General features: G+C 51.4%; 13 protein-coding genes. 9 read left to right on the forward strand and 4 right to left on the reverse strand.

Features of this window, described 5'->3' with window-relative positions; genetic code table 11:
• Window positions 1–4 precede the first annotated feature (4 nt).
• Window positions 5–1,144: a heterocyst differentiation protein HetZ gene (hetZ, locus tag P4D80_RS08440; protein ID WP_421658604.1), complete on the reverse strand. Its 1,140-nt coding sequence runs from the start codon at window positions 1,142–1,144 to the stop codon at window positions 5–7.
• A 296-nt stretch (window positions 1,145–1,440) separates the two neighbouring features.
• Between hetZ and P4D80_RS08445 the strand changes: the two genes are divergently transcribed.
• The 7 genes from P4D80_RS08445 to P4D80_RS08475 all read left to right on the forward strand — a co-directional run bounded on the left by P4D80_RS08445 (window position 1,441) and on the right by P4D80_RS08475 (window position 8,912).
• Window positions 1,441–1,974, forward strand: coding sequence for a hypothetical protein (locus P4D80_RS08445; RefSeq protein ID WP_421658606.1), 534 nt, complete (start codon window positions 1,441–1,443; stop codon window positions 1,972–1,974).
• A 480-nt stretch (window positions 1,975–2,454) separates the two neighbouring features.
• Window positions 2,455–2,760, forward strand: a complete 306-nt coding sequence (locus tag P4D80_RS08450) for a hypothetical protein (RefSeq protein ID WP_421658607.1) — start codon at window positions 2,455–2,457, stop codon at window positions 2,758–2,760.
• A gap of 99 nt (window positions 2,761–2,859) precedes the next feature.
• Window positions 2,860–4,365 (forward strand): AAA family ATPase, encoded by a 1,506-nt coding sequence (locus tag P4D80_RS08455; protein ID WP_421658609.1) that lies wholly within the window; start codon window positions 2,860–2,862, stop codon window positions 4,363–4,365.
• A gap of 133 nt (window positions 4,366–4,498) precedes the next feature.
• Window positions 4,499–4,852: a DUF1257 domain-containing protein gene (locus P4D80_RS08460; protein ID WP_421658610.1), complete on the forward strand. Its 354-nt coding sequence runs from the start codon at window positions 4,499–4,501 to the stop codon at window positions 4,850–4,852.
• 119 nt (window positions 4,853–4,971) lie between these two features.
• Entirely contained in the window at window positions 4,972–5,838 is an 867-nt protein-coding gene (locus P4D80_RS08465) for a 3'(2'),5'-bisphosphate nucleotidase CysQ family protein (RefSeq protein WP_421658611.1), read from the forward strand.
• A gap of 480 nt (window positions 5,839–6,318) precedes the next feature.
• The gene (locus P4D80_RS08470) at window positions 6,319–7,029 is read left to right on the forward strand and encodes a Crp/Fnr family transcriptional regulator (protein ID WP_421658612.1); all 711 of its coding nucleotides are present in this window, start codon (window positions 6,319–6,321) and stop codon (window positions 7,027–7,029) included.
• A gap of 20 nt (window positions 7,030–7,049) precedes the next feature.
• Window positions 7,050–8,912 (forward strand): M61 family metallopeptidase, encoded by a 1,863-nt coding sequence (locus P4D80_RS08475; RefSeq protein WP_421658613.1) that lies wholly within the window; start codon window positions 7,050–7,052, stop codon window positions 8,910–8,912.
• 300 nt (window positions 8,913–9,212) lie between these two features.
• On the opposite strand, the gene P4D80_RS08480 is transcribed toward P4D80_RS08475, so the two are convergent.
• Together P4D80_RS08480 and dnaG are read right to left on the reverse strand one after the other, a co-directional pair.
• Complete coding sequence (locus P4D80_RS08480) at window positions 9,213–9,656, reverse strand: Rrf2 family transcriptional regulator (protein ID WP_421658615.1); 444 nt, start codon at window positions 9,654–9,656, stop codon at window positions 9,213–9,215.
• A complete protein-coding gene (gene dnaG / locus P4D80_RS08485; protein WP_421658617.1) occupies window positions 9,656–11,692 on the reverse strand; it encodes a DNA primase in 2,037 nt (678 codons plus the stop codon). The genes P4D80_RS08480 and dnaG overlap by 1 nt, the downstream gene beginning before the upstream one ends.
• Before the next feature lie 357 nt (window positions 11,693–12,049).
• Between dnaG and P4D80_RS08490 the strand changes: the two genes are divergently transcribed.
• Window positions 12,050–13,465 (forward strand): N-acetylmuramoyl-L-alanine amidase, encoded by a 1,416-nt coding sequence (locus P4D80_RS08490; RefSeq protein WP_421658618.1) that lies wholly within the window; start codon window positions 12,050–12,052, stop codon window positions 13,463–13,465.
• A 65-nt stretch (window positions 13,466–13,530) separates the two neighbouring features.
• On the opposite strand, the gene P4D80_RS08495 is transcribed toward P4D80_RS08490, so the two are convergent.
• Window positions 13,531–14,397, reverse strand: coding sequence for a HEAT repeat domain-containing protein (locus P4D80_RS08495; RefSeq protein WP_421658619.1), 867 nt, complete (start codon window positions 14,395–14,397; stop codon window positions 13,531–13,533).
• A gap of 882 nt (window positions 14,398–15,279) precedes the next feature.
• On the opposite strand from P4D80_RS08495, the gene P4D80_RS08500 reads away from it, so the two are divergent.
• Entirely contained in the window at window positions 15,280–16,878 is a 1,599-nt protein-coding gene (locus P4D80_RS08500) for a peptide ligase PGM1-related protein (RefSeq protein ID WP_421658621.1), read from the forward strand.
• Window positions 16,879–17,023 lie beyond the last annotated feature (145 nt).

Below are 17,023 nucleotides of genomic sequence, written 5' to 3' on the forward strand. Positions count from 1 at the left end.
ATCGCTACAGATTTCCATCGTTGCGAATTTCCCAGGCTTTTTCTAGGATTTTGAACCATTGTTTACGAACCTGGCTAACGGTGCAGCTAAGCGATTGGGCGATCGCTGCGTCCGGCTGTCCCTGTTTCTTCAACTCCAGAATTTGGGATTGTTGTGAATCAAGCTGGGAAAAGAAAATCTGCCACCGTTCTGGCGTCAGCCCCAGATTATTGTTCAGGTCAATCTCCAACCACTGGTGTACCAGTTCCCACTCATGGGAAAGGGCAAATCGAATCAAATGATACTTAAATCGCTGTTGCAGATAGTCCCGCTCACGGGGGGTTAGCTCCAGAATGCTCTCAATTTCGTTAGCAGGCAGATCCTGTAGTCGAAGAACAAAATATTTCACGCAATCCTTCTGATTCCGTTCCTCTAAATAACTGATCAATTTATCAATCACCGTCTCTCGCAGACTATCTTCCGTGGGCTCTGGTTCCTGGGCAACCATCTGTTCCCGCACCTGTTGAATCGAAGCGGCATTCCACTGGTTATCACTGTCTCCAGAAACCCCTTCAGCAGCCCGTTCAATGTCAACCGGAGTTTCAGTAGGCTGCTGCTGCGAAAACGTTTGAGCTCGCAGAATAATTAATTGTTGATTGCGGTACCCTGGTAGGGGAATTCGCCGCTTACCATAGCGTTCCGTAAAGGCCATCCACTCTGCCAATTGCAACAGCGTGGTGGGTTGATAAGTCGAGGGCAATTGGGATTCTCGACGGAAGGCATTCAAAGCTTCCATGTAAAAGCTTTGAAGGAAATCTTCAATCAGCGTCAGGCGGGCATGGTAACTGGATTGAGTTTGGGGGGGGTTAATGTAGCGGTAAACTACGGCGCTCAGACTGCTGTGAAGTTCGACCCGTCCCCGCTTAGAGCCCAGCTTGTAGTAATGAATACACTGCTGTAATCGGTGCTCTGCCAGGCTCGTTGCCCAAGACTCAATATCACCAGAAGCCTGAATACGTCTACTTTCAGAACAAATCCGAGTAATTTCCTTGAAAAGGCGATCTGCCACATCCCAGCAATTCTGCTCAGAAGCATTCGTTGACAATCTTAATTTGTTGAACAACAGTTGAAAAGTTGGCTCCACGCTCTGGCAGATATCCCCCACAGCCTTCAACCTACACAATAACGACAGAGTAACGACAGAATAACAGCAGAAATTGATAGCGATTCTCTCAATTGTGACAACAATATCGTTGTAGCGTCCAGACTAATCCAAACCAAATTGAGTTTAGACCAGGTTGACTAGTGTGTTCCTCTAATCTGCTGACAGAAATAAAACTGGTCATTTTGTTGCTCCAATAGGGAAATATTTGATCAGTTTTCTTCTTAAAGGGGGAAAGGGGGCTCCCTTGCAAGTTGGGCACCTGTACACTAAATCAACAGGTCAGCCGCCTATGCCCCGTGCCCACCCCCAAGCAGGAAAATCTTCCTTCCTGGTACGGCATGTTTGAAACCTGCCCCAACACTCCACACCCGACTCCTTATTTTCAATTAATCGAGATAACGTTATCAAGAAATGGACAGATTGCTGAAATGGACTTAGACCAACAAATTCAGTCATTAATAGAAAACGCCCCTCAAGATGGCTCAACTCCAGCACTCGTTGAAGCGATCGCCCCCGCTCTGAAGCAATTAGCCGGACAACTTCGCCACTCCCAGTACTATATTGTGCAAACGGTTGATCAGGAATGGGCCGTGACCTCACTGCAAAGTCGTGCCCAACCGAATGAGGAAAAAACCGTGGTATACGCCTATTCCACCCTCAAAGATGTCTCTTCGGGGCCCTATCCAATGCATGACCCTACAATGATGGCGCTTCCGGTCCCGGTTACTCACATCCTGTTTCAAATGCTGGCGTTGGAAGGGGGTCAGCAGTACCATCTTTTTCGAAACTCCCGGCGACACCAACGTGGGGACAGAAATTCAACGAGATGAACTGACAAAACTGGCCCAGGCTTGCCTCTCCCAAATCCAGCCAGGTTCAGGATCCCCTTTTCCACCCGATATCGCGTGAGGTAGGGAGTTTTAAGTTTGGATGAGGCCAGAAGCCAGGAGTCGGGAGTGGGGAGGGGTGATGAGATAGGGGGAGGGGGAGATAGGGGGATTACTCTTTTTACACCCATTACTCCATCACTTCCTTGTTCCCTATTCCCCATCCCCCGACTCCCCACTTCTGACTCCTGACTCCCCACTCCCGACTCCTTTTCCTTCCTAAAAAACAGCTCCAAAATATTGCCCTCCCAGAGTGTAAACAAATATAACGATATTGACGTCAAACCGCCTTGATGTCTTGACAGCAGATTGTACAGCCGATATCCTGACAGGCATACCCGGGTACAAAAACTGAGAGTTCTATGCCAGATAAACAAAAAGGTTACGTTATATCTTCCACCTGAACTGCATCGTAAACTCAAGGTGCGTGCAGCCCTTGATGCTGAAACTATGACGGATATTGCTCAAAGAGCGATCGGATTTTATCTATCCCATCCCGATATAGTTGAGCATTATGAAGAAATTCATGGTCAGAGCCACCGGGTGTACAGCTGTCCTGATTGTTCTTCTCCAGTTGTTTTACGTGAGGGTGAAATCGTTTCACTTCGCAAGCAGTCCGGCGTTCTAGTTGAAGAGGCTCTTTCAATGAGTGGGCATTCTCAGTCTGACTCTGTCTCTGTCGGCGTTGATTCCCAGGGTGAGGGTGAGCTAGTTCCAGTTTGTTCCTGAATGATTTCGGGTCATCAGCAACTGGAATGGGGATTGATTCAGCACTTATAGAAACGCTGAAATTTCAGGCGTCTGCTCTGTCTCTAGTGGGTTGATGTTATGCATGAAGAGCTAAGTATTCTGATTCAAGCCCAGTATCCTCTGATCTACCTCGTGACTTCTGAGGAAGAGCGTGCCGAGCAGGTAATTGCCGGAATAGCGCAAGCTAAACCGCAGCGAAAAGTCTTTGTTTGGACAGTCACCCACGGAATCGTTGAATACGGTCAACCTCGCAATATCACTCAGCACAACACGGTTTCTCCTGAGGCAGCCATTGAGTGGGTGACTCGGCAGCGAGAGCCAGGATTGTTTGTGTTTAAGGACTTACATCACTTTTACTCAGCTCCAGTGATTCGTTGGCTGAGGGATGCGATCGCTAGCTTCAAAGGGACTCAGAAGAATATCATCCTCATGTCTCCTGTGCAAGAGATTCCCATTGATTTAGAGAAAGAGGTTGCTGTCCTTGATTTTGCAATGCCAGATATGGCTGAACTGAATCAGGTCCTCACCAACCAGCTTGAGCAATCTCGCGGTCGTCGGATCTCCACAGAAGCCAGGGAGAAGTTGCTGAAAGCTGCCCTTGGATTGACCCGGGATGAAGCAGAAAAGGTTTATCGCAAAGCTCAGGTGACAGCCGGACGCTTAACTGAAGAAGAAGTTGGCGTCGTCCTTTCTGAGAAGAAGCAACTAATTCGGCGGAACGGAATTCTGGAGTACATTGAAGAAGATGAAACTATTGATTCTGTTGGCGGTTTAGAAGAACTGAAGCGGTGGTTGAAGCAGCGCTCTAATGCCTTCACTGAACGTGCCAGGGAATATGGGCTACCCCAACCAAAAGGAATGCTAATTCTGGGGGTTCCAGGTTGTGGAAAGTCATTGATTGCCAAAACGACTGCTCGCCTCTGGGGTTTACCTTTATTGCGCCTGGATATGGGGCGGGTTTATGACGGTTCAATGGTGGGGCGTTCTGAAGCGAATTTACGTAACGCGCTCAAAACGGCTGAATCGATTTCCCCGGCCATCCTCTTTATTGACGAGTTAGATAAAGCTTTTGCTGGTGGGGCGGGTTCGGCTGACTCCGATGGCGGAACTTCCAGTCGTATTTTTGGTTCCTTCCTCACCTGGATGCAGGAAAAGACATCGCCCGTCTTTGTGATGGCAACGGCAAACCGGGTAGAGCGGTTGCCAGGCGAGTTTTTACGCAAGGGACGTTTTGATGAAATCTTTTTTGTGGATTTACCCAATACGGAGGAGCGGAAGGAGATTTTCAAGATCCACTTATCCAAGCGGCGGCGAGATATTGCCCGCTTTGACTTAGATCAACTGGCCAATGTTTGCGAGGGTTACTCTGGTGCGGAGATTGAGCAAGCGTTAATTGCGGCTATGTATGAGGCATTTGCTCAAGATCGAGAGTTTACCCAACTCGATATCATTGCAGCCATTAAGTCCACCCTACCGCTTTCCAGAACCATGACCGAGCAGGTAACTGCCCTGAGGGATTGGGCAAGGCAGCGCGCGCGACCTGCGGCGTCCTCAGTTGCTGAGTATCAGCGACTTGAGTTCTAAAGCTTTCTCCTGCTTCCCAACAGGAGGAAAGGCTAGCGCAAGCTAGCAGTTTACATCCAAAAGCTAATAGCGATCGCTGTTAGCCACTAACTAACCAAACGTTGTTCTCAAGTCTCCACAGGAGGAAACCTAAATGTCTCACTTTAGCACTCTGCGCACCAAGATCACAGAAGCTGAAATTCTGAAGGCTTCTCTTCGCGACCTGGGTATCACGGTTAAGACTGATGCTGATGTTCGTGGATACAACGGACAGCGGGTTCGTGCTGACATCGTTGCTGTTCTGGAAGGCGAGTACGATTTGGGCTGGTCTCGCAACTCGGATGGTTCCTTCGACCTGATTGCTGACCTCTGGGGCGTTGCTAAGAAGCACAATCAGACCGAATTGATCAACTCCATCAACCAGAAATACGCTGTTAACAAGACCCTGGCAGAAGTTAAGCGTCCTGGTCTACAGAACGCAAACGTCAAACTCGTTCTTCAAAAGTAGTTTCTCTACGCGTTCCCAAACTAGCGGGTTAGCCCTTCCCGGTTAGCCCGTTTTTTGATCAGATCCTGTAGAGACGCGACACGTCGCGTCTCTACAAGTTTTTTACCTCTTAACCTTATATGCCCCCAATTTCCCCTGAGCAAGAGCAACAGATTCGGCAGGTGCTCCAGTACTGTGGTCAACAAGCCGAGCAAATGGCAACCACTCAATTTGAGGTTTTTCAGAAAGGTCCGAATGATTATGTCACCAGTATCGATGCCGCCTTAGACGAGAAATTGTCGGCTGTCTTTACTGAACTTTTTCCTCGGGATGGAGTGATTACAGAGGAAAATGCTGAGTCGAGAAAGAAGTTTGATGGGGGTTACTCCCGTCTGTGGTGCATTGATCCACTGGATGGGACTGAGGATTTCATTCACGGTAAGCGGGACTATGCGGTGATGGTGGGTTTGCTTCAGAACTACCAACCCATTGCCGGATGGGTGGGTGCCCCTGCCTACGAACTGATCTACCACGGTGGGCCAGATTGGGGGTTGTTTCAATCGGTAGCGGGGCATCCTCCGGAGCCGCTGATTAGAGCGAAACCAGCCCCTCCATCCCAGGGATTTTGCCCGGTTGTGATTGGGAATCGCGATCGCCGCAATTTTGGTGCCGCGATCGCCCAGCAGATTCCTACCGCTCAATTCTATTCCCTGGGGAGCTTTGGGTTAAAGGTGATGGAGGTTGTCCTGGGCCGGGCTGGCCTCTACCTCTATTTCAATGGACGGGTCAAGGTGTGGGATACTACGGGGCCGCTGGCGATCGCTAAAGCGGCGGGATTGATCTGCTGCGACCTTCAAGGGTACCCGCTCCGATCCACTCCAGATGCAATCAATTCAGAAACCCTGGCCCATAAGCAGTCAATTGTAATTGGTTGGCCGCACTATGTTGAGCCACTACTCCCAAAACTACAAGCCGCCGTCGAAGACACGCATGAAAGCTTCTCCTAGCAGTCCACCAGGATAGATTTGAGCTACCCCTCAAATCTATAAAATCCATTTCTAGGGTGTTTTGAGGGTTTTCACTCCTCAAAACAGTCTTGACAGACCACTAGCACAAAGTGGAAGAGCAGATGGACAGGAGAGCGGAGGGTAGGTGTCAGGTGATATAGCTATAGCTACTAAACTCAGGAAGGGGGGCAGGGATGGAACTCCTGGCTGGGGGGCGAAGCCCACACCCCCCCTCAACCCAATGTTCTAAACAACCTGGTGACAGCTATGGAACTCAAAACTCCCTCACCCATTACTCCATACGGGTCAAAGCTTGCTAGTATTTTTGACATACTTAGCTAAACCGTTGCCCATACTCTCATAATCCGTAGATCTTCCCTAAGAAAAGGTTTAAGAGCCCTGCCATTATGGAATCAAGGAATTCTGCATCGCAGCGCCAATACTCCTTTCTAACTAACTAGCGTTATTCCTTAAGTTTTCATGCAGATCGAAGCGTTTGGTGAGCTGTTTCCGCTTTTAACCGCGGCCAACCCAGAAACGTTGGAATGGTTACTGTCAGTTGCGGTTGAGCATGAGTACCCTGCTAATCGGGCAGTTTTAATGGAAGATGCGTGGGGAAATGCTGTTTATTTTATTGTCTCAGGCTGGGTCAAGGTGCGCCGTTTAGCTGGGACTGGCGGAGAAGATGTGGTAACGCTGGCAATTTTGGGACGGGGTGATTTTTTTGGAGAAATGGCAATTTTGGATGAATCTCCCCGGTCAACCGATGTAATTGCGCTATCAGCCGTCAAACTGATCAGCATTTCCGCGCAGCGATTTATCCAAACCCTGTTCAAAGATCCGCAATTGCATCACCGCATGTTGCAACTGATGGTACGGCGTTTGCGTCAGACAAACCTGAGGTTCCAATTGCGCCATCAGCCCCCCGCTGTGAAGTTGGCTAACACCCTTGTTGCCCTGGGAGAAAATTACGGGCAGGAAACACCCAATGGTATCGAGATTTTCAATATCCCCTACAAAGACTTGGCCGACGTGACGGATATTGGGGTTGAGGAAACAACCAAAATTATGGAAAAGCTAGACAGCAAGGGCTGGATTAAGGTTGACTCCGCAAATCAGGCCATCTACCTGCTGAACATGAAGCAACTGATGCATCTGGCTGGCAAGATTGCTCACAAAAGTACGGCTTGAAGGACAGGAGTTACCCAGGGATGAACCGAGAAGAATGTGAGCTTGAACAGGCATCACCGATTGAACCCTTTCAGAAGGAGGTTCACCTGGAGCCTCATGGAACTCTGGGTTCATCCGTCTACTCTCAGCCAACACTTGAAATTGAATATCAGGTGGCGATGCCAGAACCGGAGACTCATCTGTTTGAAGTGAGTTTGCAGGTCAGGGGTTGGCAGCCATCGCAGCCCTATCTGGACCTAAAGATGCCTGTCTGGACGCCAGGCTCTTATCTGGTGCGAGAGTATGCCCGACATTTACAGGACTTTGCAGCCTTAGCAGGGGCTTCTCGCCTACCCTGGCAAAAGTTGAGCAAAAACCACTGGCGGATTGACCTTCAGGGACAAAATGAGTTGACCGTGACCTATCGGGTCTTTGCCAATGAGTTGACGGTGCGCACCAATCATCTGGATGGGACTCATGGCTACTTTAATGGAGCCGCGCTGTTTTTCTATATTCCGGGGTATGAGCGATGCCCGATTCAGGTGGCGATCGCCCCTCCCTATCCCCACTGGCAAATTGCAACTGCCCTGCCTGCGGTGGCTGGAGCAGTGAACACATTCCTGGCAAAAGACTTTGATACGCTAGTTGACAGCCCATTTGAAGTAGGCATTCATCGGACCTATCCATTTAACGTCCAGGGAAAACCTCACCAACTGACGGTGTGGGGCGAAGGCAATCTGGAACCCAGTCGGTTAATTCCAGACATCCAAAAAATCATCCAAACTGAGGCCGAGATCTTTGGTGGATTGCCCTATGAACGCTACCTTTTCCTGCTGCACCTGTCTTCCCAGGGGTTTGGCGGACTGGAACATAAGAATTCCTGTTCCTTGATTTACCAGCGATTTGGCTTTCGCAATCCAGAGAAATACCATCGCTTTATTCAATTGGTGGCCCATGAGTTCTTTCACCTCTGGAATGTGAAGCGCATCCGTCCTAAAGCACTAGAGGTGTTTGACTACGAACAGGAGAATTACACGTCTTCCCTGTGGTTTAGTGAGGGAACCACGAGTTTCTATGATCTGGTGATTCCCTATCGGGCGGGGATTTACAATGTACAGGCTTATTTGGCGGCCCTGAGCAAGGAGATTACCCGCTTTCTGACGACACCGGGGCGAAAGGTGCAGCCGTTAAGCGAGTCCAGCTTTGATGCCTGGATTAAACTCTACAGGCAGGATGCCAACAGTCCCAATTCCCAAATGTCCTATTACTTAAAAGGCGAAATGGTGTCGCTGTTGTTGGATTTGTTGATCCGGGAGCGGCATGGGAATCGGCGATCGCTCGATGACGTGATGCGCCAGATGTGGGAACGATTTGGCAAACCGGAGGTTGGGTTTACTCCGGAAGAGTTGCAACAGGTGATTGAAGCGGTAGCCGACGTGGATTTGAGCGAATTCTTTGCCCGCTATCTGGACAGCACTGCTGAGTTACCGTTTGACGAATTCCTCGCGCCCTTTGGGCTGAAGTTGCAGAGCGAGGTGGATGAGGGAGTGCCTTTCCTGGGTTGCCAGGTGAAAACTGAACAGGGGCGGGAAGCTATCAAGTTTGTGGAGTATGGGTCTCCTGCTCAGCGGGTAGGGATGGATGCTGGCGATGAGTTACTGGCAATTAATGGGATTCGGGTCAGCGCCGAGCAACTGAATGAACGTCTGCGGGATTACCGCCCAGGTGATACGATCCAGATTGCCTTTTTCCATCAAGATGAGCTGTATTTGCGATCGCTGACCCTGGCAGAACCCCGCCCTACTCGCTACCAAATTGTTCCAGTTGAGCAAGCTACTGCTACCCAGGAGCAGAACTTTCAGGGGTGGTTAGGCGCCACTCTAGCGGCCCTGCGGTCGTCATGAGTCATAGCTGTCGCCAGGTTGCTTAGGACATTGGTTTTAAGGGGGTGTGGGGGCTGCACCCCCAGCCAGGGGTTCCACCCCTGCACCCCGTCCTAAACCTGGTGGCTATAGCGGTTTTCACTTGAATGAGGTACGGGATTGTGAAGTACAGTGAGGGTACAGAGCACCCTCACTGTACTTCACACCCTTGAAAAGGGCTACATAGCTATACCTGAGACAGATCAAAGAGCACTTGCTCGTTTACGTGAGGTCATCTGTGCCTAACACTACGTTGGTTTTGAGATTCCTGGCTTCTTGAGATCAAACGATAAAGTTGATCTCTTCCCCTTGAGCGGCCTGCCAGCTCCGCGCGTCGTAGTACAGATCCTCTAAAGAAATACTGTAGAGGGCTTCTTTGAGTTTCTGGTGTAACCGCTTCCAGAGGCTGAGGGTAACCCAATCTTCAGCCTGGGTACCTTTGGGAGTATGGTCGGGGAGGGGGTCAATGCTTTCTCCCACCGCTTCCAGAATTTGACCGAGGGAAATTTTGGCAGGCGATCGCGCCAGTTGGTAGCCGCCCTGCACCCCTCGAATCGATTTCACCAGACCCGCTCGCCGCATTTCAATCAACAGCTTTTCCAGATAGGGAGCGGGTAGATCCTGCCGCTGGGCGATCGCCTTCACCGAAGCCGGACCATACCCCGGTTGCAGACTCAGATCTAAGAGTGCCTTGACGCTATAGTGTCCACGGGTAGTGAGTTTCATCAACCTTCGCCAACCCAGGGTGTCTGGACCAAATCGGCAAATGTCACCTGCCGCTGGCGATCTAACTCGGCAATCCGCTGCTTTTCCGTGTAAATTTTTTGCTGATAAAACGCTCCTAACTCTGCTGCTGTTGTCGCATCCATCTTTTCCCAGAGATCCATGAAGTGACGGCAGCGTTTTTCACACATGACCCGCTCCATACAGGCGGTTGCTGCCCGAATAGTGAGGGGAGCCCGCAGAATGTCTCGTTTAGTTCTTTCATCCAGGTGGAACAGGGCATAGACTCGCGCCATTTCTCCCGGAAAGTCGGTGCAGCGGTCTTGCAAGAGGGAGAGGAGGTCAGGGGAGGGGTGGGGGGTGGGGAGCGGAGGGGCATCAGGGCTTTGAGGTAGGTGTATGGCATCAGATAGTGGAAGATCTGCCTCAAGCTCTTTTTCCCGCTGCTCACCTGCGTCCTTCACTTCCCTGGCCTCCTCACTTCCCCCATTTTCGACTTCACAGATTTGCCGCCAGAGGAAGCGGTGATGGGAAAAGCTAAATTCCAGATCTCGCTCCTCCATAGCCTGACGAATTGACGGGCGGTGTTGGGGCGCGTGCAGATAGAGCCGCAGCAATTGGGCTTCTGATTCTTCTAGCAGGGTACGATCACCAATGGTTTGCCATTTTTGCGATCGCCCGTGCCAGCGCTCACCCCGCACCTGATTACGCAAGTCTTCCTCTAACCTCAGCAGCAGGCGAGAGTCTCCCCGGCTCAGCAGTTGAGCGCAGTGGTGAATATAGTGGGTGCGTAGCGTCGCGTTAGGCAGGTTGCCCAATAGCTTTACGATGGCTTGAACGCTCTGTTGAAACTGGTCAGCCTGATTTAGATCTTTACCAGCAATGACCTGCTGAATTTGCCAATCAAGCCAGAGGGGGGCTTCATCCAACAGCTTCTGGTAATCCACCGGGGAATGGGTCTGCAAAAACTCGTCTGGGTCTTTCCCTGCTGGAATGTTGAGGACACGCAACTGCACCTCTCCCTGGTAGGCCAGCGACTCTACCTCTCCAATCGCTCGTTCTGCGGCTTTTCCACCAGCGACATCCGCATCAAAGTTCAGCACAATCCGCTTGGACTCGGTGTAGCGCAACAGTTGGCGCACCTGTTGCAGGCTCAGTGCTGTTCCCATGGAGGCCACGGCATTGGTAATGCCAGCAGCGTGCAGGGCAATCACATCAAAATAGCCTTCGACCACTACAGCCAGGTCTTGTTTGGCGATCGCCGCCCGCGCTTTATCTAAGGCAAACAGTAACCTGCCCTTATCAAACAGTTCTGTTTCCGGGGAGTTGAGATATTTGGGTTGCTCATCCCCCAGAGCACGTCCTCCAAAGCCCACAACCCGTCCCTGTAAGTCGTGGATCGGAATCATCAGGCGATCGCGGAAGCGGTCATAATAACTGTCTCCTTCCTTGCGTGGCACCACCAGCCCCGCCTGCTCCACCAACTTCACTGGAAACCGCTTCTGCTCCACCAGGTAGCCATACAGAGTTTCCCACCCCCCAGGTGCATAGCCCAGTTGAAACTGCTGAATTGTCTCCTGACTTAACTTCCGTTTTCCGGTCAGATACTCCAGGGCTGGCTTTCCAGTTGGCTGGTTAAGGGCGTGCTGGTAGAACCGGGCTGTCAAAGCCAGAATTTCAAACAGTTGCTCCCGCAGCGAAAGTTGCCGCTGAAACTCTTGCCGTTCCTCCACCTTCAGAGTTTGCACCGAAACGTTATAGCGCCGTGCCAGATCCAGTACCACTTCGCTAAATGATCGCTTCCCTAGCTCCATCAAAAACTTGATTGCATTGCCCCCGGCACCGCAGCTAAAGCAGTAGTAAAACTGCTTACTGGGGCTGACCGTAAAGCTAGGTGACTTGTCATCATGAAAAGGACACAGCCCCGTAAAGTCTTTCCCCTGCTTTCGCAGCACCACGTGCTCAGACACAACATCGACAATATCGACCCGTTGCTTGACCTGTTCAATCGTGTCCGGGTGGAGGCGGGGGATTTCCATAGGAAAAGGAAAAAGGGCTAAGGGGAACTAGGAAAGCCGAGCTTTTATCGCCCTGCTCCCAGAGTTTATCTATTTTTGCAGATTTCCCTCAAAAGGTGGGCGAGTGTTAGTTGTTAATCAGGTGAGGGGGGAGGTGAGAGAAGTGTGATGGAGTGGTGAGGTGATAGGGTGATAGGGTGATTGCTCTTTGTATCCATTACTCCATCACTTCGTTACTCTATTACTCCCTACCATCCACTCCATCATTCCATCACTCCCCCGCTCCTGTCCCCTAACTTTTTTATCCCAACCCCCTTTCTTGGTATACAACTGACGCAGGTGGATGAGCAGCGCAGCAGCCAAGGGAAGGATGGTTAGATGGGACGAATCTTTATCTCGGCGGGGCATGGTGGGCAGGAATATGGCATCCCCGACCCAGGGACAGTAGTTGCGGGTACAACGGAAGTTCAAGAAATGATCCAGATTCGCAACTTGATCGTGTCAGAGTTGCGATCGCGTGGTCTAGAGGTGCTTTCTGTCCCTGATGACTTAAACCTGCGTCAGACGATCGATTGGATCAATGCCCGTACCCGTTCTGGAGATGTGGCACTAGAAATTCATGCGGATGCCTTCTCAAATCCTTCTGTACGTGGCACCAGCGTTTTCTATATTGCCAACAACAATCAGCGTAAGCAAAACGCAGAAATGTTGTTGCTGGCACTTCTACGGCGGGTTCCTCAGCTCGTCAATCGAGGTGTAAGGCCCGATACGTCCACCGGCGTTGGTAACTTACCATTTTGCCGTCAGGTAGTTCCCCCCTCGTTACTCATGGAAATTGGATTTCTCACGAATCCCGACGATCGCTTCCTGATTCAAAATCGCCGCAAGGAGATTGCCCTGGGAATTACGGACGGACTGGTGACCTGGAGCCGCTCTATCTCTTCACCCACCCCTACCCCCACTCCCACACCGACACCCAGTCCGACCCCCACGCCCAGCCCCACGCCTACCCCCAGCCCGCTTGCAACGGGCACCTATCCTCCCTGCAACATTAGTATCAATGGTCAAAACTATAGTGAACAGGGCATTGTGGTCAGTGGCAATGCCTATATCCCAATCGACCTGGCGGATCGGTTAGGGGTTGACCTATCCACCGACCCCGATATTCGCAGAGTCAGCTATCGGGGAGTTGTCTATGTGCGGGCAGTGGATCTACGAGACTTCTACATTTCCGTCAGTTGGGATGCGGCCAGCCGAACGGTGATTCTTCGCTCGGCACTGCCCATTTGTCCTGGCCAGATCGATCGCATTGCCGGACACGGCAACACCACAGAAGTCCAGCTGATGATGTTCCTCAAGGCAAACCATGAAATGGGGCTGGCCCAGTTTCCCGATCTTGCCCGGCTTTACCGGGAAGAAGGCAGCATCGAAGGCATTAACTACGATATCGCCTTTTCTCAAATGTGCCTCGAAACCAACTACCTGCGCTTCGGTGGTGATATTAGACCAGAGCAAAACAACTTTGCCGGATTAGGAGCGGCGGGCGGTGCTTCTGAATTTGCCTCCTTCCCCAGTGCCCGGATTGGGGTCCGAGCCCACATTCAGCATCTCAAAGCCTATGCCAATACTGAGCCGTTAGTCCAGGAGGTGGTGGCTCCCCGTTTCCGGTTTGTCACCCGCGGCATTGCTCCCCTGGTCCGGCAACTAAGCAGTCGCTGGGCAGCCGACCCTCAGTACGGTGACAAGATCATGGCTATTCTGAAACGGCTTTATGAGTCTTCGGGGTTGATGTGAGGAGGGGGAAGAGGGGCAGGGGCAGAGGAACAGCATCCACCCATCTACCCATCCACCCTACTCCCCTACTTTCCCTTCATTCGTTGATCAGGTTTCAGTTTTGCTGGCCTGGGCTGGTAGGTTAGCTTCAGGTTCCGAAGGGCGGTGGCAGCGGCTTTTTTGATGTTGGGGTTGGGGTGATTCTGCGATCGCTGAAGCCAGGGAAGGACTTTGGGCGATCGCAGCTTACCAAGGGACTCCACGGCGGCTACGCAAACTTCTGGCCTGGAGTCTTGGGTCAGTTTACCTAAAGTGGGGATGAGGGCTTCTACATGGGCTCCAGAGCGGTTGGCTGCCAGGTTACCCAGGGCTGTAGCGACGGTTGCCCGCACGCTGCTGTCAGCATGGTTAACATAGCGCATCAAGGAACTTGCTCGCTGTAGCTGCCCGGAGCGCCCCCAACTGGCAAGGGTTTCATTCAAAGTTGCAAAGCTGGCCGGTTTGGCACTCCAATCAGAAGTTGGTGGGGAGACCGCAGGGATTTCAATCCCTGACTCCACCGATGCCTCTGATGCCACGGGCGGAGAATCGGCCGGGGGTATAGAAGGGGTTTCCGCGGCTGGAAGCTCTGAAACTGGCTCACTGGTGTCTTCTTCAGGCTCATCCAGCCACGGGTCTTGAATAATGACTGGCTCCATTGGGGGCACTTTTGCGGAAGGAGATTCTGTCGCTGGATTGGTGATCGCTTCAGCCTGGACAGTTGTCTCTTCAGCAGGTGCAGATGGAACTTCTGGCTCGATGGGGGTTGAAGCCGTCTCAATTGGACGTTCGATGACTGGTGGGGAAATCATCGCATTCTCTCTCCGGCGTGAACGCTTTTCCCAAACCCGGTATCCCGCGGCTGCCCCAGCCAGCACAACAAGAGCAGCCAATATCCCATACAGAGCAGACATTCCTTCTCTCCAGCAGTCATCAATGAGTCATCAATATCCCAATTTGCCATGAGGCTGGTGATAACCATTACATTTTGAAACGATTCTTGTTGTGACTCTCCTGGACACTAAGGAATGAGAGTTAAATAACTCCGAAAACCTCACCCCCGCCTTTGGCACCCCTCTCCGAGTCGGAGAGGTCAGTTCACTCAAAGAATGCGGTGTTATTAAATCCATGATCCTAAGTAATGGTGGAAAAGCTGAAATATGGATAGCTGTCGCCAGGTTGCTTAGGACATTGGCTTTAAAGGGGGTGTGGGGGCAAGCCCCCAGCCAGGGGTTCCACCCCCTGCACCCTGTCTTTACACCTGGTGGCTATCGCTATAACCAGGTGTAAAGACAAGAGGCTCAGAATCTAAACCGTTCGGCGGTATATCCTCCTTATCGCCCTCGCTTCAATCCCAGCACTCGTAAGCCAGCTCTAATGCGTCCTCAAACATCCGTCCAGCCAGTTCTTACTCTTTCAACAGATCCCACTTGTTTTCAATCCGATTCACTTCTGAACAGTTCTGAACAGTATGGAGGCAACTAGAATGGCATCATGCCGTTTTGATGCCAGACTCTTCACTTTTCCTGTATCAGTTGGCAAGTATGCAGCGCCCCATTGTCTTGAACAATAATAGACATTACCGAAAATACGTATAGCAGTCCTAAATCAGTCGTGAGATTGAGAGGCTTTGTGAGAAACGATTCCTGCGGAATCGTTTCTCACAATCCAAATAGGATCGCTATGTAATCTTCCGATTACGCCCCCACTGATACCCTAACGGTCTAGCATTTTTTTGACATTCACTCGCTAAGATGACTGGTATCAGAAATACCGGGAGCGGGGCGAGGGGATTTATGCAGAGCGTTGTTTCTCCTTCTGAGACAGCGGAGCAGTTTCGGAGTTTACAGGCGCAATTGCGCGATCGCTGGAAAACGGTTGAACTGTTTGACAGCAGCGATGCAGATATTGTGGTGGTTCCCTTCCTCAGCCTCGACCAGCGAGAATTGCTCAAGATTGAAGGGTTTCATCATTACGAAGAACGGTTGCTATTTTCGCTGATTCGCCTGCGAAATCCTCGTACCCGGCTGGTTTACATCACATCCCAGCCACTGCATCCCAGCGTAATTGATTATTATTTGCAATTGTTGCCGGGAATCCCGTTTTCCCATGCCCGCGATCGCCTGCTGCTGCTTTCAACCTATGATTCTTCCTTCAGCCCGTTGAGTCAAAAGGTGCTGGAGCGCCCCCGCTTAATGGAGCGCATTCGGCAAGCTGTGAATCACGACCGCTCCTACATGATTTGTTTCAACTCAACGGCGGCAGAGCGGGAACTCTCAGTACATCTGGGAATCCCCCTTTATGCCCTTGACCCCGACCTGTTGCAGTGGGGAACCAAGAGCGGCAGTCGGCAGATTTTCGCGGAGGAAGCCATTCCCCATCCCGATGGCAGTCCTGTGGTTTGGTCGGCAGCGGATCTGGCGATCGCAGCGGCTGAGTTGTGGGAACGGCAACCAGAGTTGCAACGGATGGTGATCAAACTGAATGAGGGATTTTCAGGAGAGGGAAATGCCCTGCTGGATCTGCGCCATATTCAAGAATTTAGCCCAGGTGTTGCTTCCCATGCTGAACGGGTGAAGATGTTAAGCAAACAGTTTGAGATACTCAGCTTTGAAGCCAAAAACGAAACCTGGGAGCGTTTCAGCAGCCGGATTCCAGAGCTGGGGGCGATCGCAGAAGCCTTCATTGAGGGAGAAGTAAAGCGATCGCCCAGTGTCCAGGGACGAATTACTCCCATGGGCGAGGTCGAAATCCTTTCCACCCATGACCAAATTTTGGGAGGGCCCAGTGGCCAAATTTATCTGGGCTGCAAATTTCCAGCAGATGAGTCCTATCGTTTGCGACTTCAGGAATTAGGACTACGGATTGGCAAGAATTTGGCAGAAAAGGGCGCAATGGAGCGATTTGGCGTCGATTTTGTCACCGTTCACCAGCCAAACCAGCCTGGAAAACCCGAATGGGATGTTCAGGCGATTGAGATCAATCTGCGTAAGGGTGGTACAACTCACCCCTTTATGACGTTAAAATTCCTCACTAATGGACGGTATGACCTCTCTAGCGGGATGTTCTATAGCCAGCAGGGACGAGCAAAGTACTACGTTGCAACCGATAACTTGCAAAAAGAACGTTATCGAGGACTGTTACCCAACGACCTGATGGATATCATCGCCCAACACCAACTCCACTTTGATACCAGCACTGAAACGGGTACCGTATTTCACCTCATGGGCTGTCTTTCAGAATTTGGCAAATTGGGTCTGACCAGTATTGGCAACTCTCCCCAGCAGGCAGAAGCCATCTACAACCGACTGGTGAAAGCCCTGGATGAGGAAACCCGCCCAGTATCCGAAGAAACCCGGCCCAATCTGGTTTGTCCGTTTTCAATGGGATGGTAGAGGGAGAGGGGTGGAGGAGTGATGGAGTGGGAGGGTGGAGGAGTGGAGGAGTGTCGCCAGGTTGCTTAGGACATTCGCTTTAAGGGGGTGTGGAGGCTTCGCCCCCAGCCAGGGGTTCCACCCCTGCACCCCGTCCTAAGCCTGG

Source organism: Leptothermofonsia sp. ETS-13, from assembly GCF_049200465.1.
GTDB lineage: Bacteria > Cyanobacteriota > Cyanobacteriia > Leptolyngbyales > Leptolyngbyaceae > Leptothermofonsia.

Coding starts and splice junctions, on each gene's coding strand:
- P4D80_RS08470 (WP_421658612.1), top strand. CDS start 6,319: ATGCAGATCGAAGCGTTTGGTGAGCTGTTTCCGCTTTTAACCGCGGCC.
- P4D80_RS08455 (WP_421658609.1), top strand. CDS start 2,860: ATGCATGAAGAGCTAAGTATTCTGATTCAAGCCCAGTATCCTCTGATC.
- P4D80_RS08495 (WP_421658619.1), bottom strand. CDS start 14,397: ATGTCTGCTCTGTATGGGATATTGGCTGCTCTTGTTGTGCTGGCTGGG.
- P4D80_RS08490 (WP_421658618.1), top strand. CDS start 12,050: ATGGGACGAATCTTTATCTCGGCGGGGCATGGTGGGCAGGAATATGGC.
- P4D80_RS08500 (WP_421658621.1), top strand. CDS start 15,280: ATGCAGAGCGTTGTTTCTCCTTCTGAGACAGCGGAGCAGTTTCGGAGT.
- P4D80_RS08460 (WP_421658610.1), top strand. CDS start 4,499: ATGTCTCACTTTAGCACTCTGCGCACCAAGATCACAGAAGCTGAAATT.
- P4D80_RS08475 (WP_421658613.1), top strand. CDS start 7,050: ATGAACCGAGAAGAATGTGAGCTTGAACAGGCATCACCGATTGAACCC.
- dnaG (WP_421658617.1), bottom strand. CDS start 11,692: ATGGAAATCCCCCGCCTCCACCCGGACACGATTGAACAGGTCAAGCAA.
- P4D80_RS08480 (WP_421658615.1), bottom strand. CDS start 9,656: ATGAAACTCACTACCCGTGGACACTATAGCGTCAAGGCACTCTTAGAT.
- P4D80_RS08465 (WP_421658611.1), top strand. CDS start 4,972: ATGCCCCCAATTTCCCCTGAGCAAGAGCAACAGATTCGGCAGGTGCTC.